We start from the raw sequence: 14,870 nt of genomic DNA on the forward strand, positions 1-14,870 counted from the left end.
CTACGGGTTGCGCCTGGCCAGGTGCTGCGCGAGCCTGTCGATGTCTTCAGGCGTCCACCCCGGCGGATCGGTGACGGCCAGCCAGGCCTTGAGATAGTGCTCCGGTGCGAAGACGTGGCCGTAGCCCATGGGCGTGCCGTTGGCGACCGCCATGTCGACGGCAAGCTGCAGCATGGTCACGATGGGAAACCATTGCAGGTGCTCGGACACATCAGGACCGCGCGGCGCATTCATCCAGTCGGGTCGGCGATAGAGGTCGCGGTAGTCGAAGAAGGTGATCGCGTCGCTGGCATATTGCAGATAGACGATGCGCATACGCCCCCAGGGCGTCTGGGCGGGCACCGTCGGGCCGTTCTGGTTCATGAAGCGGAATGTCGCGCCGTCCCGGAACTCCGGCAGCCAGGCGGGTGAGCCGGGGTTGCGGGCCTGCGTCACCTGACGCCAGATGCGGCTCGCAAAGGGCGGCCCGCTCCAGAGGGCACCGTCGATCGGATCGCCGAGGATTTCGAAAACGTCCGTGGAGCGTTCGGAATTCAGGGCGCCGAGGCTGAGGCCGTGCAGGTAGAGTTTCGGCCGGTGCTCACGCGGCAGGCTCGTCCAGTAGCCATAGACCTCGGCGAACAGGGCCTGGGCCGCTTCCATCCCGTAGTCGGGCTCGACCAGCAGAGACAGCGGGCTGGAGAGATAGGAATACTGGAGCGCCACGCTGGCGATATCGCCCCGGTGGAGATATTCGGCGGTGTCGATTGCCGCGGGATCGACCCAGCCCGTTCCCGTCGGCGTGATCACGACGAGGACAGAACGCTCGAAGCCGCCGACACGCTTCAGCTCATCGAGAGCGAGCTTTGCCCGTTCGCCGGCCGTATCGCCGGCGCGCAGGCTCGCATAGACCCGGATGGGCTCCAGCGCCGGCTTTCCCGTCACGGTTTCGATGTCCCCGACATCGGGGCCGGAGGAAACGAAGCGCCGCCCGGTTCTTCCAAGCTCCTCCCAGGCGAGAAGCGAGGCCGCGCTGCCGGTCTGCAGCGGGGATGTGGGCCGGTCCTGATCCGCTTCGAACAGGGCGTCGAAGGCGGCAAAGGACGAGTCCGCCAGATGCAGGGCGTAGCGCACCAGGAGACCGTTGGCGATGGACCAGAAGAGCACGATCCCGACCGTGAAGCCGATCACGCGCGAAACCCGCGGCGGCATGAGGCGATCCGCGCCTTTCGAGATCAGGCCGATGACGAGAAGGAACAGGCGGGCGAGCAGCACCAGAGCCACGAAGGCCAATACGGCGATCAGGCTGACCTCGATGGGATGGGCGCTGCCGACGGGCTCCATCTCCATCAGCACACGGATCGAGTTCTGCCATTCGGTGGTCTTCCACAGGAACGCGACGGCGAGGACGAGGCAAAGGCCCAGAACCACGGCCTTGAGCCACCACTCCATGCGGCCGCGTGGTTCGGGCAATTGCATGTAGCGCCAGAGCCAGCGCCACCCGACGCCCATGGCATAGCCGACGGCGAAACACGCGCCGGAAAGGGCGCCCTGGATGAGGTAGGTGCGCGGGATGAGCGTCGGCGTCAGGGAGGCCGCGAAGAAGATCGTTCCGAGCACGACCCCGCCGGCCGACAAGGACCGCAGGAACCGCAGGATGACGCCAATCAGGATCTGCCGCTTCACGAATGTCAGCATGGCGAACGGCTGGGGAAATCAGGCAAGGCTGTGATGGTTTTCGTGGTCATGGCCATGATGGTCGTCTCACACGGGATGGAGCGCCGCCACCATTGCGCGCACCGAAGCGCCGAGCCGGATGACCATGTCCCGGATGGGACGGTCGCGCAGGATGAGCGGTGGGGCAAAGGCGGCCTCGTTGCGGTGATATTCAGGATGGGGCGGTCAGGACGACTTGCGCGAGACGCGGTCGCGGTTTTTCTCCGGCGTCGCCGGTTCCGCAGGCGCCACCGGCACGAGCGCCTTGAACGCGCCTTGTCCCAGCAGCATCAGCCAGGTGACGAGAACGAAGGTGGACGTCAGCACCGGCATTCCGATCGGCTTCAGGAAGATCGCGACGGAGGCCCAGAGCCAGCTTGCGATGATGGCTCCGAAAATCGCGTAGAGCAGGCTTCGCCAGTTGAAGACGAGAAAGACACCGCAGAGCGCCATGGCGGTCAGCGCCGAGTTGTAGCCGAACAGCCCGTCTCGCACCGCACCCTCAGGGCCGCCATAGAGCGCCGCGACGGCCGTGCCGACGATCGCGCCCATAAGGGCCATCGCCGCGCCCAGACGGGAGTTCAAGGCGATGCCGACGAGAATGAGATAGCCGGATATCCAGTTGTCCTGGAAGAAGATCTGGCCGATCGACGTGCCTATGCCTTCATACCAGGTCGCAAGGACATAGGGCACCGTTTCGGAAAACTGTTCCGGCGAGATCGGCTTGGCCATCGGACCCGCATCGATCGCGTCGAATTTCAGCACGGCGAAGAGGAAGAGCCAGCCGACGAGGACGAAGGGCGCCGTCAGCGCAGCCGTCTTGTAGGGCGCCAGAAGGGCGGAAAAGCTGGCGAAGGCCATGGTGGTGAGTGCGGCCGCGCAGAGGAGATAGCCCAGCATCGCGGGCGACGGCACGGCGCCGGTGCGGAAATTTTCACTGGTGAAGGCAATGAGCGCGAGACCGACCAGCGCCCCGTTGAAGCCGAACAGGCCGTCACGCAGGAGCGCTCTGTCGGCCTTCAGGAGAACCGCAGTGCCGGTGGCCGCCACGACGCCCGCAACGCAGATCGCCGCATAGATCCACGAATTCAGCGCCAGCGCGGCAAGGATCACCAGGCCGGAGAGCGGATTGTTCTGGAAAACGACCTGCCCGATGCCCCGCAGGCACCAGTCGGCGAAGGCGAGGGAGGGGTGGTCCTGGAAACGGTTCGTCTGCATGCGCCTTGCTTTCGCTCGAAGGGACGAGACCGGGCGCATCACTGCGCCCGGAGCCGTTTGCAAAGGGGTCAGAACAGGAAGTAGCGCTGAGCCATCGGCAGCACGTCCGCCGGTTCGCACGTGATCAGCTCTCCATCGACCCGGACGTTGTAATTCTGCGGATCGACTTCCAGCTTCGGCGTGCGGTTGTTGTGGATCATGTCCTTCTTGCGGACGGTGCGGGTGCCCTTCACGGCGACGAGCTGCTTCTGGAGCTTCAGCTTCTCACCGATCCCGTCGTCGAGTGCCGCCTGCGAGACGAAGGTGACGCTAGTCGAGCCGAGCGCGCGCCCGAGCACTCCGAACATCGGGCGGTAATGCACCGGCTGGGGTGTCGAGATCGAGGCATTGGGATCGCCCATCGGCGCCATCGCGATCATGCCGCCGATCATAACCAGATGCGGCTTTACCCCGAAGAAGGCCGGCTTGTAGATCACGAGGTCCGCCCGCTTGCCGACCTGGATGGAGCCGATCTCGTGAGCGAAGCCATGGGTCAAGGCCGGGTTGATCGTGTATTTGGCGACGTAGCGCTTGACGCGGAAGTTGTCGTTCCGGCTGCTGTCCTCGGGCAACGGGCCGCGCTGCACCTTCATCTTGTGGGCGGTCTGCCAGCAACGCAGCGTCGTCTCGCCGATGCGGCCCATGGCCTGCGAGTCCGACGACATCATGGAGAAGACGCCGAGATCGTGCAGGATATCTTCCGCGGCGATCGTCTCGCGGCGGATGCGCGATTCGGCGAAGGCGACGTCTTCGGGAATGCTCGGGCTGAGGTGATGGCAGATCATCAGCATGTCGAGATGTTCATCGACCGTGTTGATGGTGTAGGGCCGGGTCGGGTTCGTCGATGCGGGCAGGATATTCTCCTCCCCCGCCGCCGTGATGATATCGGGGGCGTGGCCGCCGCCGGCGCCCTCGGTGTGGAAGCTGTGGATCGTCCGCCCCTTCATCGCCGCGAAGGTATCGCGCACGAAGCCGCTTTCGTTGAGCGTGTCGCTGTGGAGCGCGACCTGGATGTCCATCTCGTCGGCGACCGTCAGGCAATTGTCGATCGCTGCGGGCGTCGTGCCCCAGTCCTCGTGCAGCTTAAGGCCGACGACACCGGCGCGGACCTGTTCGCGCAACGGATCGGGCAGGCTGACATTGCCCTTGCCGAGCAGCCCGACATTGATGGGCAGAGCTTCGACCGCCTCCAGCATGCGGTGGATCGCCCAGGGACCGGCCGTCACGGTCGTCGCGAGCGTGCCGACGGTCGGGCCCATGCCGCCGCCGACGAGCGTCGTCGTTCCGCTTGCCAGCGCCTCTTCCGCCTGCTGCGGGGCGATGAAGTGGATATGCGTATCGATGCCGCCTGCGGTGACGATCATGCCTTCGCCGGCGATGATATCCGTGCCGCCGCCGATGAGGATGGTGACGCCCGGCTGGATATCCGGATTACCGGCCTTGCCGATACCGGAGATGCGACCGTTCTTGATGCCGATATCGGCCTTGATGATGCCCCAGTGGTCGAGGATGATGACGTTGGTGATGACCACGTCAGCGACTTCCGCCGCCGGTCGCTGGCCCTGTCCCATCCCGTCGCGGATCACCTTGCCGCCGCCGAAGGTGACTTCCTCGCCATAGACGGTGCGGTCTTCCTCGATTTCGATGACGAGTTCCGTATCGGCCAGCCGCACCCTGTCGCCCTTTGTGGGGCCGTAGAGATCGGCATAGGTCTGTCGTGTGATCGTTGCCATCCGTGCCTCCTACAGCTTGCCCATGACTTTGGCGTTGAAACCGTAAACCTCGCGCTTGCCGTCGAGCGCCACGAGTTCCACCGTGCGTTCCTGGCCCGGTTCGAAACGGACAGCCGTTCCGGCGGGAATGTTGAGGCGGAAGCCGCGCGTCGCCTCGCGATCGAACAGCAGGGCCGTGTTCGTTTCGTGAAAATGGTAGTGCGAACCGACCTGGATGGGGCGGTCACCTGAATTGGCGACGTCGAGCGTGATCGTCTGCCGTCCCTTGTTCAGCTCGATGGAGCCATCCTCGATAAAATATTCGCCGGGAATCATCATGGCCTCCTTACGGGATGGGGTTGTGGACTGTGACGAGCTTGGTGCCGTCGGGGAACGTCGCCTCGACCTGCACGTTGTGGAGCATCTCCGGCACACCCTCCATCACGTCGTCGCGCGTCAGGAGCGTCGCGCCGTAGGACATGAGATCCGCAACGGTTCTTCCGTCGCGCGCGCCCTCCAGAAGGGCCGCGGAAATGTACGCGACCACTTCCGGATAGTTCAGCTTGAGGCCGCGCGCCTTGCGACGCTCGGCGAGCAGCCCTGCGGTGAAGATCAGCAGTTTGTCTTTCTCACGCGGCAATAGTTCCATCGGTCTACCCTCGTTGTTTCAATTCACGTTGCCCAGATGCGCGGAGCCACGGCCGGCTTGTTGAGGCCTCCCTCGCGAAGGAGGCTCCATGCCTGGAGGAAGAGTGCCTTGCCCTGCGACATGCGGTCGCCGAGATAGCGGCACACGATGACCCGTTCGAGCTGGCTCACCGAAAAGACGCCGCGCGCGGCCTCGCCGACGCTGTCGCGGATGCGCTCGACGGTGTTTTCGAGCGCCGGCCCGGCATAGACCATCGTTCCCACGATAGGCCGGCCGGCCAGGGAGAATGGCGTATCGAGCGCGCACGGTGCGCCGGAAAGCGCCATCTGCTCGAACCAGATGGGTTCACCGTCGCGAAAAATCTCGACGCGCTGGCGAAGGCGGCCGGTCAGGAAGCGCTCGCCGATAGCCGGCCGGCCCAGGCTGACGAGATCCCAGCCGAGATAGGCCGCATCGGCTGCAAGGGTGACGCGGGTGGCGATCGAAGCGTCCGCCCCCTCGAACAGGATCGTCTCCTGCGGAAGATTTTCGCAAATCCCGCCTGCGCCGACATCGATCGAGACGCGCTGCGCACTCAAGCCGCTTTCGCTGCGGTAGAATTTCGTGGCGCCCGGCGTCGTGATGACGGCGCGGGCCTCCGGGGCCAGATGACAGGTGATGTCCAGCCGGTCGCCGCCCGCAACGCCCCCCGGCGGATGCAGGAGATAGACATGGGCCGAGCCGTCCGTTTCCGGGTGGAAGGCGCGCTGAACCGCGAGCGGACCGCAATGGCGCCGGCGCATCAGCCGGGTCTTGCCGTGCGCATTCGCAAACCAAAGCTCAAGCTCAGCCTGCCAGCCACCTGCCATACGTTAAGGCCCCCAGATTACGCGGATTGCCCGCCCGCCTTCATATGCCGTTCGGAACAAATCACTTTTATCCCGTCCTGTCGAATGTTGTCTCGACAAAAATACACATTCAAGGTTGAATTGCGCGAGGTTCGGCGCGCTGCCGCAACCAAGCTTTCGAGGCAATGAAAATGGTATCAACGAATGGCCCTTTGCGCGTCGGCATCGGCGGCCCCGTCGGATCCGGCAAGACCACGCTGACGGAAAAACTGTGCAAGTCGCTGCGCGATCGGTTCTCGATCGCGGTAATCACCAACGACATCTATACCAAGGAGGATGCGATGATCCTCGCGCGCCAGCAGGCGCTGTCCGAGGACCGGATCATGGGGGTGGAGACCGGCGGGTGCCCCCACACCGCGATCCGCGAGGACGCCTCGATCAACCTCCAGGCCATCGCCGAGATGAACCGGAAGTTTCCCGACCTCGACATCGTCTTCATCGAATCGGGCGGCGATAATCTGGCGGCGACTTTCTCGCCCGATCTCGCCGACCTCACGCTCTATGTCATTTCCGTCTGCCAGGGCGAGGAAATTCCCCGCAAGGGCGGACCGGGCATCACGCGCTCCGATTTCCTCGTCATCAACAAGTCCGACCTTGCGCCGCATGTGAACGTCAACCTCGACGTCATGCAGGCCGACGCGACGCGCATGCGGGCCGGGCGCCCCTTCGGCTTCACGGACCTGCCACGCGGAAAGGGGCTCGACGCGGTCATCGCCTACATCGTGGAAAACGGCGGCCTCGAAGCCTCGCAAGGCTCCGGCGCCTAGCACAAGAGAAGAGGGATCGGGGGATTGCCGCCTGGTCATCAGGGTCAGTCCCGCGTTTCCGAGGGGCCGTCGTTCCGGCCCCTCCGCTCCTGCTCCGACAAATGCGAGGAGCTGGCCGCCAGCTTCATGGCTCCGCCGAGCAGCAGGGCGGAGACGGGCAGAACGAGCGCGTTCCAGTCCAGCGGGGCCTGTGCTTCCCCCACCTGAGCGGCGAAGTGCACCACCAGATAGAGAATGATCATCTGGAAGAACAGGTTCTTCAGCTCCGCCACCGTGTCGATGATCATCCATTGCGGCAGCTTGGACCGCTGCTCTGGGGGAATGTCGAGGGCAAAGCCGAGTGCAATGCCGCACCCGACGACCATCAGCACGATCCCCAGCAGGATCTTGTCGGTGCCGCGCAGGACCGCCACGATGACCGAGAGATCCGGGTCGAGCCGCGCCATGCGAAAGCCTTCCAGCAACATCAGGGTCGCCTCCCAGAACATCAGGAAGGCGCCGAACAGCACGGCGGCGGCGGCGAGGATGAGGATATAGCGGAGGCCGCTGAACAAGGATACCATAGTGCCGTCCCTCCGGGATCAGTTCGAGGCAGTGGGAGTCGACGTCCCGCTCTCGTCCGGGCTGCCGGACGAGCCGAAGAGACGGCGCTTGGTCGCTTCGCGGAATGACTGCACGAGAATGTAGAGCAGCGGGATGATCAGCAATCCGAACACGGTACCGACGAGAAGGCCGCCCAGAACGGTTGCGCCGATCGCCTGACGGCTGCCGGCGCCCGCGCCGGTGGCCAGGACGAGCGGCACGACGCCGAGTATCGAGGCCATTGCGGTCATCAGAACCGGCCGGAAGCGCTGCGAGGTTCCCTCGGTCGCCGCCTCCAGGATGCTCATGCCTTCCTCTCGTCGCTCCTTCGCGAATTCGACGATCAGAATGGCGTTCTTCGCCGCCAGTCCTATGAGAAGGAGAAGACCGATCTGGGCATAGATGTTGAGGTCGATGCTGCCGACGACGAGCGCCCCCAAGGCCCCCAGCACCGCCACCGTGACCGACATCATCACCGCGACCGGCACGCTCCAGCTCTCATATTGAGCGACGAGGAAGAGATAGGTGAAGACGATACCGGCGATCAGGATCATCACCGTCTCGCCGCCGGATTGCTTTTCCTGCAGCGCGAGGCCTGTCCATTCGTACCCGAAGCCGGCCGGTAGCGCCTCTTCCGCCAGCGCCTGCATGGCGTTCAGTGCTTCGCCCGTGCTGGTGCCCGGGCCTGCCTGCCCGTTGATCGCGGCGGAGGGGAAGAGATTGTAGCGGTTGATCGCGTTCGGGCCGTAAACCGTGGAGATCGACAACAGACCCTGCAGCGGAACGAGGTCGCCTGTCCCGCTGCGTACTCTCAGCCGCTGGATGTCCTCGATCTGGTTGCGGAATGCGGGCTCGTCCTGGATGCGGATCTGGAAGACGCGCGAGAGGATGTTGAAATCGTCCACATAGGCCGACCCGAGATGGGCTTGAAGCGTGCTGAAGATCGTGGCGGGGGAGACGTTGAAGAGCTCCGCCCGTTCACGGTCAATGTCGAGGTAAAGTTGCGGCACATCGGCCGAGAAGGTGCTGAACACCGAGGCGAGGCCGGGCGTCTGGTTCGCGCGGATGATGAGGCTGCGCATCACCTCGGCAAGCTCACCCTGGCTCTGCCCGGCGCGTGCCTGAAGACGGAAGTCGAAGCCGCCGGTCGCGCCGAGGCCAGGAATTGCCGGCGGATTGAAGGGGATGACGGAAGCCGTCGTGATCGCTGCAAGCTCGGTGCGCAGGCGCGTCATCAGCGCGAAGACGCTCTGGTCCGCGCCCCGTTCGCTCCACGGTTTCAGCGCCACGATGACCATGCCCGAATTCGAGCTGGCGCCGCCGATCACGCTCACGCCGGCGATGCCGATCGTGTTGGCGATGCCGGGTGTGCGCTGGAGAAGACTGCTGACCTCGGCGATCGTCTCTTCCGTACGCTCCAGCGAGGCGGCATTCGGCAATTGCACGTTCATGAAGAGGTAGCCCTGGTCCTCGGCCGGCACGAAGCCGGTCGGCAGGACGCGAAAGAGGCCGTAGATGCCGCCGACGACCGCCACGAGGATGACCGCGGTCACCACGAACCGTCGGGCGAAGGCAAGAAGCAGCTTCAGATAGAAGCGCCGGGACGCATCGAGGCCGTTGTTCAGCTTCTCGAACAGGCTGTGACGCCGTTTTGGCGAGGGCCGCAGCATCAGCACGCACAAGGCCGGGCTGAGGGTCAGCGCGTTGATCGTCGAAAAGACGATGGTGATGAGGATCGTGACGGCGAACTGGCGGTAGAGTTCACCGGTGATGCCGGCGAGGAAGGCCACCGGCACGAAGAGTGCCGCGAGCACCAGCGTCGTGGCGACGATCGGGCCCGTGACCTGCTGCATGGTGCGTTGCGTCGCCTCGCGCACGTTCGCCCCGGTCTCGTCCATGATGCGCTGGACGTTCTCGACGACAATGATGGCGTCGTCGACGACGAGGGAGATGGCGAGAATGACCGCAAAGAGCGTGATCGTGTTGGCGGAATAGCCCAGCACGAAGAGCACGGCGAAGCCGCCGATCAGCGATACGGGGATCGTCAGCGTCGGGATGACGGTGGCGCGCCAGTCCTGCAGGAAGGCGAAGACCACGGCGACAACGAGGGCGAAGGTGATCGCCAGCGTTATGAAGATCTCGCGGATGGTTTCCTTGACGAAGTCGGTCGTGTCGAAGACGACCGTATAGGCGATGTCGTCAGGGAATTGCCGTGACAGCGTCTCAAGCTCGCGGACGACAGCGTCGGAAACCGCAAGCGCATTGGCGTCGGAGGATTGATAGACGACCAGCGTGGCGCTCGGCAGGCCGTTGAGCGTCGACGTGGTGTCGTAGGACTGAGCGCCGAGTTCGACGCGCGCGACATCGCGAAGGCGCACGATCGCGCCGTCGCGGTTCGTGCGCACGATGATGTTGCCGAATTCCTTCTCGTCGGCCAGCCGCCCCTGGGCCAGCACCGTCAGCTGCAGTTGCTGGCCGGCTTCGGAGGGCGGCGCGCCGATCTGGCCGGCGGAGGCCTGTGCGTTCTGCGCCCGGATGATGGCGGTAAGATCCGCCGCCGTGACGCCGAGCGCCTGCATGCGGTCCGGGTTCATCCAGATCCGCATGGCGTAGCTCGGGCCGAACACGCTTGCCTCGCCCACACCGGGCAGTCGAGAGATGGCGTCGCGAATGTTGACCGTCGCGTAGTTGCTGAGGAAGACGTTGTCGTACGTGCCCTTGGGCGAATAGATCGCAAGACCCATCAGCATGCTGGACGAGCGGCTTCGGACCGAAACGCCGGTCTGGGTAACGGCTGCAGGCAGGCGGGGCGTCGCCATCGAGACGCGGTTCTGCACGTTGACCTGCGCGATGGCGGGGTCCGTCCCCGGCGCGAAGGTCACCGTCAGGCTATAGGTGCCGTTGTTGGTGCTGGAGGAGGACATGTAGAGCATGTCGTCGACGCCATTCACCTGGTCTTCGATCGGCGCGCCGACGCTGTCGATCATGACGCCGGCATTGGCGCCCGGATAGCTCGCCGAAACCTGAACCTCAGGCGGGGTGATCTGCGGGAACTGGGCGACGGGTATCTGCAAAAGCGCGACGGTGCCGGCGATCATCATGATCACGGCGATGACCATGGCAAGCCGCGGGCGGCCGATGAAGGGAGCGGAAATGTTCATTGCGTGCTACCCGGCTGCGATTCGGTGGAGGCAGCCGTTCCGGCGCCGTCGCCGTCCGATGCCGGCAATGCCGTGACGGCGGAACCCTCGGCGACGTTCGCCAATCCTTCGACGATCAACGTTTCGCCGCCGTCGAGGCCGCTATCGACGGTCCAGTTGCCGTCTGCCTGCTCTGAGACCGTGATGCGGCGCAGGACGGCCTTGCCGTCGTCGCCGACGAGAAGCACATATCGGCCCTCGCGATCCTGCTGTACTGCGCCGATGGGGACAACGGGGCGCATCTTTCGTTCGTTTTCGGCGATCACCACCGTCACGAACTGGCCCGGAACGAGCAGGAGGTCCGGATTGGCGAATTGCGCCCGGACGGCCAGCGTGCCGGTCCGCTCGTCGATTTCGTTGCCGAAGAATTCGATCCGGCCGGTCTGGCCGTATTGCTGCCCGTTCGAAAGGCGCACCGACGGTTCGTAGCGCTGGGCGAGCGCATCCTTGCTGATCTCGCCCGCCGCCACGCGTAAATCCAGTACTGCGCGGTCGCTCACGGAGAAGACCACCCGGACCGGATCCGTCTGCACGATCCGCGCCAGCGCCGACGAAGCGGCATTGACGAAGCTGCCGGCCGAAAGCGCCGCGGCGCCGATGCGGCCCTTCAGCGGCGATGTTATCTTGCTGTAGCTGAGATTGAGTTCGGCCTGGTTCACCCTGGCCTCCGCGGAAAGCACGGCCGCCTGCGCCATGTCGCGCGCCGCCTGGCTTTCCTCCTGCACCGCCCGCGATACCGTCTGGTTCAGGGCCCGGTTGCGTTCGAAACGACGGGTGGCATCATCGAGCGTCGCCTTGGCGCTCGCCAGATTGGCTTTCGCCTCCGCCAGTGTGATTTCCAGTCCGCGCGCGTCGATCAGGAAGAGCGGCTGGCCGACCTCGACGACGCCCCCTTCCTCGAACAGACGCTTGTCGATGAAGCCTTCGATGCGGGAGCGGACATCGACCGTATCGATGGCCTCCACCCGGCCGACAAATTCATGCCTTGGCGACACGTCGTCCACGCGAACCTTTATGGTTCCTACCGTGGCTGCCGTCTGCGCAGCAAGACCGGACGGTGCGAGGCTCGATGCTGCAAGGAGAAGGATGCCGCAGATGCGTGGCATACCGGGAAAAGGCTTCATGTCGACACTCCGGAAGGAAACAGAACCTCGCGCGGGCGCTTTTCTGGGCGCGGCGCGCGAGGCAGGAAACGGAAGGCTCCCGCTGTCGGGCATGCCGACAGCGGGAGCCTTCCGTCGATAGTCAACGGGGGCAGGTGTCGATATAGCGCCTGCCGTAGCGGTCGCGATAATAGCACTGGCCCGGGCGCCCGGCGACATTGCCGATCACCGCGCCCGTCACGCCGCCGATCGCCGCGCCGACAGCCGCGCCACGCACGTTACCGGTGATGGCTCCGCCGATCACCGCGCCGGAAACCGCACCGATGCCCGCGCCGCGTTCGGTGGGGGAGCATCCTGCCACCGCCAGCGTTCCGAGAAGGAGAAGAAGGGAAGCTCGTTTCATGGATTGCTCTTTATCTGTGTTGCCAACAGGCACAACGTAACATTGTAGGCCTCCCAGTCCATCCCTGATGTTTGATGTACTTAAGAAAGTTTCAGGGATTCTCGACACCAGAGGGCAAGAGAGGAATATTGTGTAGGTCTACCACGCAAAACCGATCTGCATATGAAAGCCAGGGACCGACATGGACGACGGAGCAGGGAAGACCAACACGCCAGCAGTCTCCGAAGCCGGGCTTGACGATTTTCTTCCGCTGTCCCCGGCGGAAGCCGAGATCGTCGCCAGGCTGCAGGGGGATGGCCTCGAGCGTGTCGGCGATGGTCTTCGGCCGCAGGAGGTCGACCCCGAGCGCTCCGTGCGTGCCGAATTCCTGCGCTTCCTCATCCTGAAGGACAGCGGTTCGTCCCATCAGCGCAGGGGGCTCAGGCTCAGCGGCGCGTGGATAACCGGCGTCCTCGACCTCGAAGGTTGCCGCATCCCCCGGGATATCGGTCTGAAGGACAGCCATTTCGAATCGGTTCCCGTGCTGCGCTCGGCGATCATCGACAGCCTGTTTCTGGACGGCTCCCGGCTGCCGGGGCTGTTGGCGGAGCGGCTGGAGGCGCGTGGATCCGTATCGATGAAGGGTGCGCTCTTCACCGGCGGGATCAGGCTGGCCGGTGCGCGCCTCAGCGGGGCGCTGGAGGCGGATGGGGTCTGCCTCGACCTGCCCGGCGAAACCGCGCTGGACGCCAGTGGAATCGAGGTGCGCGGGAGCGTGCTGATGCGTGGGGCCGAGGTGACGGGGGGCATCAATCTCTCCTCGGCCAAACTGGGCGGGGGCGTCAACGCCGCCGGCGTGCAGATAGAGCGGCCGGGCCAGGTCGCATTCAATGGCGATGCCCTCGTCGCGGACGGGCATTTCATCCTGAGCGGCGCGCGCATTTCGGGCGAGACCCGGCTGGCGGCCGTTCGTCTCGGCGGGGATGTGGATTGCACCTCCGCACAGCTTTCGCAGCCCGGAGACTTCGCACTGCGGCTCAATCACGCCGCGATCGCGGGTGCATTCGTGCTGCGGCAGGAGGCGGCGGTCGATGGCATACTGGACCTGACGGCCGCCACCGTCGGGGCGATCGACGATGACCGGCAGAGCTGGCCGAAGACAGGCGACCTGTTGCTGAACCGCTGCCAGTACGGCGCCTTCATCGGTGGCCCCGTCGATGCGAGGAGCCGTCTCGAATGGCTGGCGCGGCAGACCCCCGCGCATTGGGACACGGATTTCTGGCCACAGCCCTACGAACACCTGTCGGTGGTTTTTTCCGACATGGGGCACGACGAGGATACGCGGGAGGTGCTGATCGCCAAGGAGCGGTTGCTGCGCCGGGCCCGCCGGGCGCGCACGCGCAATTGGCTGCTGCGCTTTGCCCTCACGCTTCGCGACGGCATTCTCAACATCACGGTGCGCTACGGCCGGCAGCCGCTCTACGCCCTCATCTGGATTATCCTGTTTTGGGTCGTCGGCATCGGGGTCTTCTTCTTCGCCTACGAGAGGGGCGCTATGAAGCCCAACAGTCCCGTCATGCTGCGTTCGCTGGAATGGACGATGTGCAACCTTCCCGAAACGGAACAGCGTTACATGCCCTCCAGCGGCCAGACCATGTCCGGTCGCGCCAGGGCCAGGCAAACGCAGCTCGCCTGCTTCCTGGATCAACCCGAGGCGTCAAGCTACCCGGAGTTCAATGCGGGCATGTATTCGCTCGATGTCCTCCTGCCTGTCCTGTCGATCGGACAGAAGGACTTCTGGCGGCCGGATTCGATGAAGCCGGGCGGGACCTGGGCGCTGCGCTATTACTTCTTCCAATCGATCATCGGCTGGGCGCTCGGTCTTCTGGCGGTCGCCGGGTTTTCCGGATTGGTGAAGTCCAGATAGCGCTTACGAACGGAAGAGGCGGCTGTACTGGGTCTCGTGCCAGGCGCTTGCCATGGCCATGGCCGGCGCGGCATTGCCGATCTCCTCATCGGGCAGGGAGGCCGCCTTTTGGGCTGCGCGCTCGATCACGGGGGGGCTTGCCACGAGAATGCGCTGACCGGCCGTATGCCCGAGCGGTACGAGGCGGATTGCCGCCATCACCTGGTTTTCGATGACGCTCCACAGGAGCCCGCGCAGCGCGTCTTCGGGGTCGATCTTCCAATGGGCGGCGGCCAGCGCGAAGGCGGCGGGAAAGCCGAGTTTCCGCTCCGTGAGCGTTCTGGCGTCGGGCACGTCGAGATCTTGAAGGAGGCGAAGCAGGGATTCACCCATCCGCCTGTCCTCCAGCTCGATCTCGCGGCTTTCACGCGCCGCCGAAAGCCAGGCGTCGGCTTTCAGGAAGGCGGCCTGGTCGCCCGCCTGCAGGGCCTGCATCATGCGCCAGAACAGGGCTCCGTCGAGCGCCGCGTAGCTATGGTCGATGAGGCCGAAGATCCAGGATGCGGCCGACTCCTCGTCGTTCACCGTGCCGGCATGGACGGCCCATTCCAGGGCGCGCGAATAGGAGAACGCACCGACCGGCTGGCTCGGACTGACGAGCCGCAGCAGATGGACCATGCCGCTTCTGGAGCGGTCGGAGAGATCGGCGGAGCACTGCATCGATGGATGC

13 protein-coding genes are annotated in these 14,870 nt (G+C 64.8%); 2 read left to right on the plus strand and 11 right to left on the minus strand.

Going from position 1 to position 14,870, the window contains the following annotated elements:
• The 6 genes from MUO32_RS15460 to MUO32_RS15485 all read right to left on the minus strand — a co-directional run bounded on the left by MUO32_RS15460 (position 1) and on the right by MUO32_RS15485 (position 6,161).
• Positions 1-1,677 (minus strand): alpha/beta-hydrolase family protein, encoded by a 1,677-nt coding sequence (locus tag MUO32_RS15460; RefSeq protein ID WP_257949258.1) that lies wholly within the window; start codon positions 1,675-1,677, stop codon positions 1-3.
• Between the two features lie 204 nt (positions 1,678-1,881).
• Entirely contained in the window at positions 1,882-2,913 is a 1,032-nt protein-coding gene (locus MUO32_RS15465; RefSeq protein WP_257949259.1) for an urea transporter, read from the minus strand.
• 68 nt (positions 2,914-2,981) lie between these two features.
• Complete coding sequence (gene ureC, locus MUO32_RS15470) at positions 2,982-4,685, minus strand: urease subunit alpha (RefSeq protein WP_257949260.1); 1,704 nt, start codon at positions 4,683-4,685, stop codon at positions 2,982-2,984.
• A gap of 9 nt (positions 4,686-4,694) precedes the next feature.
• The gene (locus tag MUO32_RS15475) at positions 4,695-5,000 is read right to left on the minus strand and encodes an urease subunit beta (RefSeq protein ID WP_257949261.1); all 306 of its coding nucleotides are present in this window, start codon (positions 4,998-5,000) and stop codon (positions 4,695-4,697) included.
• Positions 5,001-5,010: 10 nt separating this feature from the next.
• On the minus strand, positions 5,011-5,313 hold the full coding sequence (ureA, locus tag MUO32_RS15480; RefSeq protein WP_257949262.1) for an urease subunit gamma: 303 nt from the start codon (positions 5,311-5,313) through the stop codon (positions 5,011-5,013).
• Between the two features lie 23 nt (positions 5,314-5,336).
• On the minus strand, positions 5,337-6,161 hold the full coding sequence (locus MUO32_RS15485) for an urease accessory protein UreD (protein ID WP_257949263.1): 825 nt from the start codon (positions 6,159-6,161) through the stop codon (positions 5,337-5,339).
• 170 nt (positions 6,162-6,331) lie between these two features.
• On the opposite strand from MUO32_RS15485, the gene ureG reads away from it, so the two are divergent.
• On the plus strand, positions 6,332-6,967 hold the full coding sequence (gene ureG, locus MUO32_RS15490) for an urease accessory protein UreG (protein WP_257949264.1): 636 nt from the start codon (positions 6,332-6,334) through the stop codon (positions 6,965-6,967).
• A gap of 44 nt (positions 6,968-7,011) precedes the next feature.
• Here ureG and MUO32_RS15495 read toward each other — a convergent pair whose 3' ends face one another.
• From MUO32_RS15495 to MUO32_RS15510, 4 genes are all read right to left on the minus strand, one after another.
• Positions 7,012-7,530 (minus strand): YqhA family protein, encoded by a 519-nt coding sequence (locus MUO32_RS15495; RefSeq protein WP_257949265.1) that lies wholly within the window; start codon positions 7,528-7,530, stop codon positions 7,012-7,014.
• A gap of 18 nt (positions 7,531-7,548) precedes the next feature.
• Entirely contained in the window at positions 7,549-10,710 is a 3,162-nt protein-coding gene (locus tag MUO32_RS15500; protein ID WP_257949266.1) for an efflux RND transporter permease subunit, read from the minus strand.
• Complete coding sequence (locus tag MUO32_RS15505; protein ID WP_257949267.1) at positions 10,707-11,873, minus strand: efflux RND transporter periplasmic adaptor subunit; 1,167 nt, start codon at positions 11,871-11,873, stop codon at positions 10,707-10,709. Before MUO32_RS15505 ends, MUO32_RS15500 begins: the two co-directional genes overlap by 4 nt.
• A 121-nt stretch (positions 11,874-11,994) precedes the next feature.
• Positions 11,995-12,255: a YMGG-like glycine zipper-containing protein gene (locus MUO32_RS15510; protein WP_257949268.1), complete on the minus strand. Its 261-nt coding sequence runs from the start codon at positions 12,253-12,255 to the stop codon at positions 11,995-11,997.
• A gap of 181 nt (positions 12,256-12,436) precedes the next feature.
• On the opposite strand from MUO32_RS15510, the gene MUO32_RS15515 reads away from it, so the two are divergent.
• On the plus strand, positions 12,437-14,161 hold the full coding sequence (locus MUO32_RS15515; RefSeq protein WP_257949269.1) for a hypothetical protein: 1,725 nt from the start codon (positions 12,437-12,439) through the stop codon (positions 14,159-14,161).
• A 3-nt stretch (positions 14,162-14,164) separates the two neighbouring features.
• Here MUO32_RS15515 and MUO32_RS15520 read toward each other — a convergent pair whose 3' ends face one another.
• Entirely contained in the window at positions 14,165-14,860 is a 696-nt protein-coding gene (locus tag MUO32_RS15520; RefSeq protein ID WP_257949270.1) for an urease accessory protein UreF, read from the minus strand.
• Positions 14,861-14,870 lie beyond the last annotated feature (10 nt).

Origin of the sequence: Shinella sp. CPCC 101442, assembly GCF_024704725.1 — a bacterium.
GTDB lineage: Bacteria > Pseudomonadota > Alphaproteobacteria > Rhizobiales > Rhizobiaceae > Shinella.

Excerpts from the sequence above, each read along its gene's own strand:
- MUO32_RS15460 (WP_257949258.1), bottom strand. The coding sequence starts at position 1,677 with ATGCTGACATTCGTGAAGCGGCAGATCCTGATTGGCGTCATCCTGCGG.
- MUO32_RS15465 (WP_257949259.1), bottom strand. The coding sequence starts at position 2,913 with ATGCAGACGAACCGTTTCCAGGACCACCCCTCCCTCGCCTTCGCCGAC.
- ureC (WP_257949260.1), bottom strand. The coding sequence starts at position 4,685 with ATGGCAACGATCACACGACAGACCTATGCCGATCTCTACGGCCCCACA.
- MUO32_RS15475 (WP_257949261.1), bottom strand. The coding sequence starts at position 5,000 with ATGATTCCCGGCGAATATTTTATCGAGGATGGCTCCATCGAGCTGAAC.
- ureA (WP_257949262.1), bottom strand. The coding sequence starts at position 5,313 with ATGGAACTATTGCCGCGTGAGAAAGACAAACTGCTGATCTTCACCGCA.
- MUO32_RS15485 (WP_257949263.1), bottom strand. The coding sequence starts at position 6,161 with ATGGCAGGTGGCTGGCAGGCTGAGCTTGAGCTTTGGTTTGCGAATGCG.
- ureG (WP_257949264.1), top strand. The coding sequence starts at position 6,332 with ATGGTATCAACGAATGGCCCTTTGCGCGTCGGCATCGGCGGCCCCGTC.
- MUO32_RS15495 (WP_257949265.1), bottom strand. The coding sequence starts at position 7,530 with ATGGTATCCTTGTTCAGCGGCCTCCGCTATATCCTCATCCTCGCCGCC.
- MUO32_RS15500 (WP_257949266.1), bottom strand. The coding sequence starts at position 10,710 with ATGAACATTTCCGCTCCCTTCATCGGCCGCCCGCGGCTTGCCATGGTC.
- MUO32_RS15505 (WP_257949267.1), bottom strand. The coding sequence starts at position 11,873 with ATGAAGCCTTTTCCCGGTATGCCACGCATCTGCGGCATCCTTCTCCTT.
- MUO32_RS15510 (WP_257949268.1), bottom strand. The coding sequence starts at position 12,255 with ATGAAACGAGCTTCCCTTCTTCTCCTTCTCGGAACGCTGGCGGTGGCA.
- MUO32_RS15515 (WP_257949269.1), top strand. The coding sequence starts at position 12,437 with ATGGACGACGGAGCAGGGAAGACCAACACGCCAGCAGTCTCCGAAGCC.
- MUO32_RS15520 (WP_257949270.1), bottom strand. The coding sequence starts at position 14,860 with ATGCAGTGCTCCGCCGATCTCTCCGACCGCTCCAGAAGCGGCATGGTC.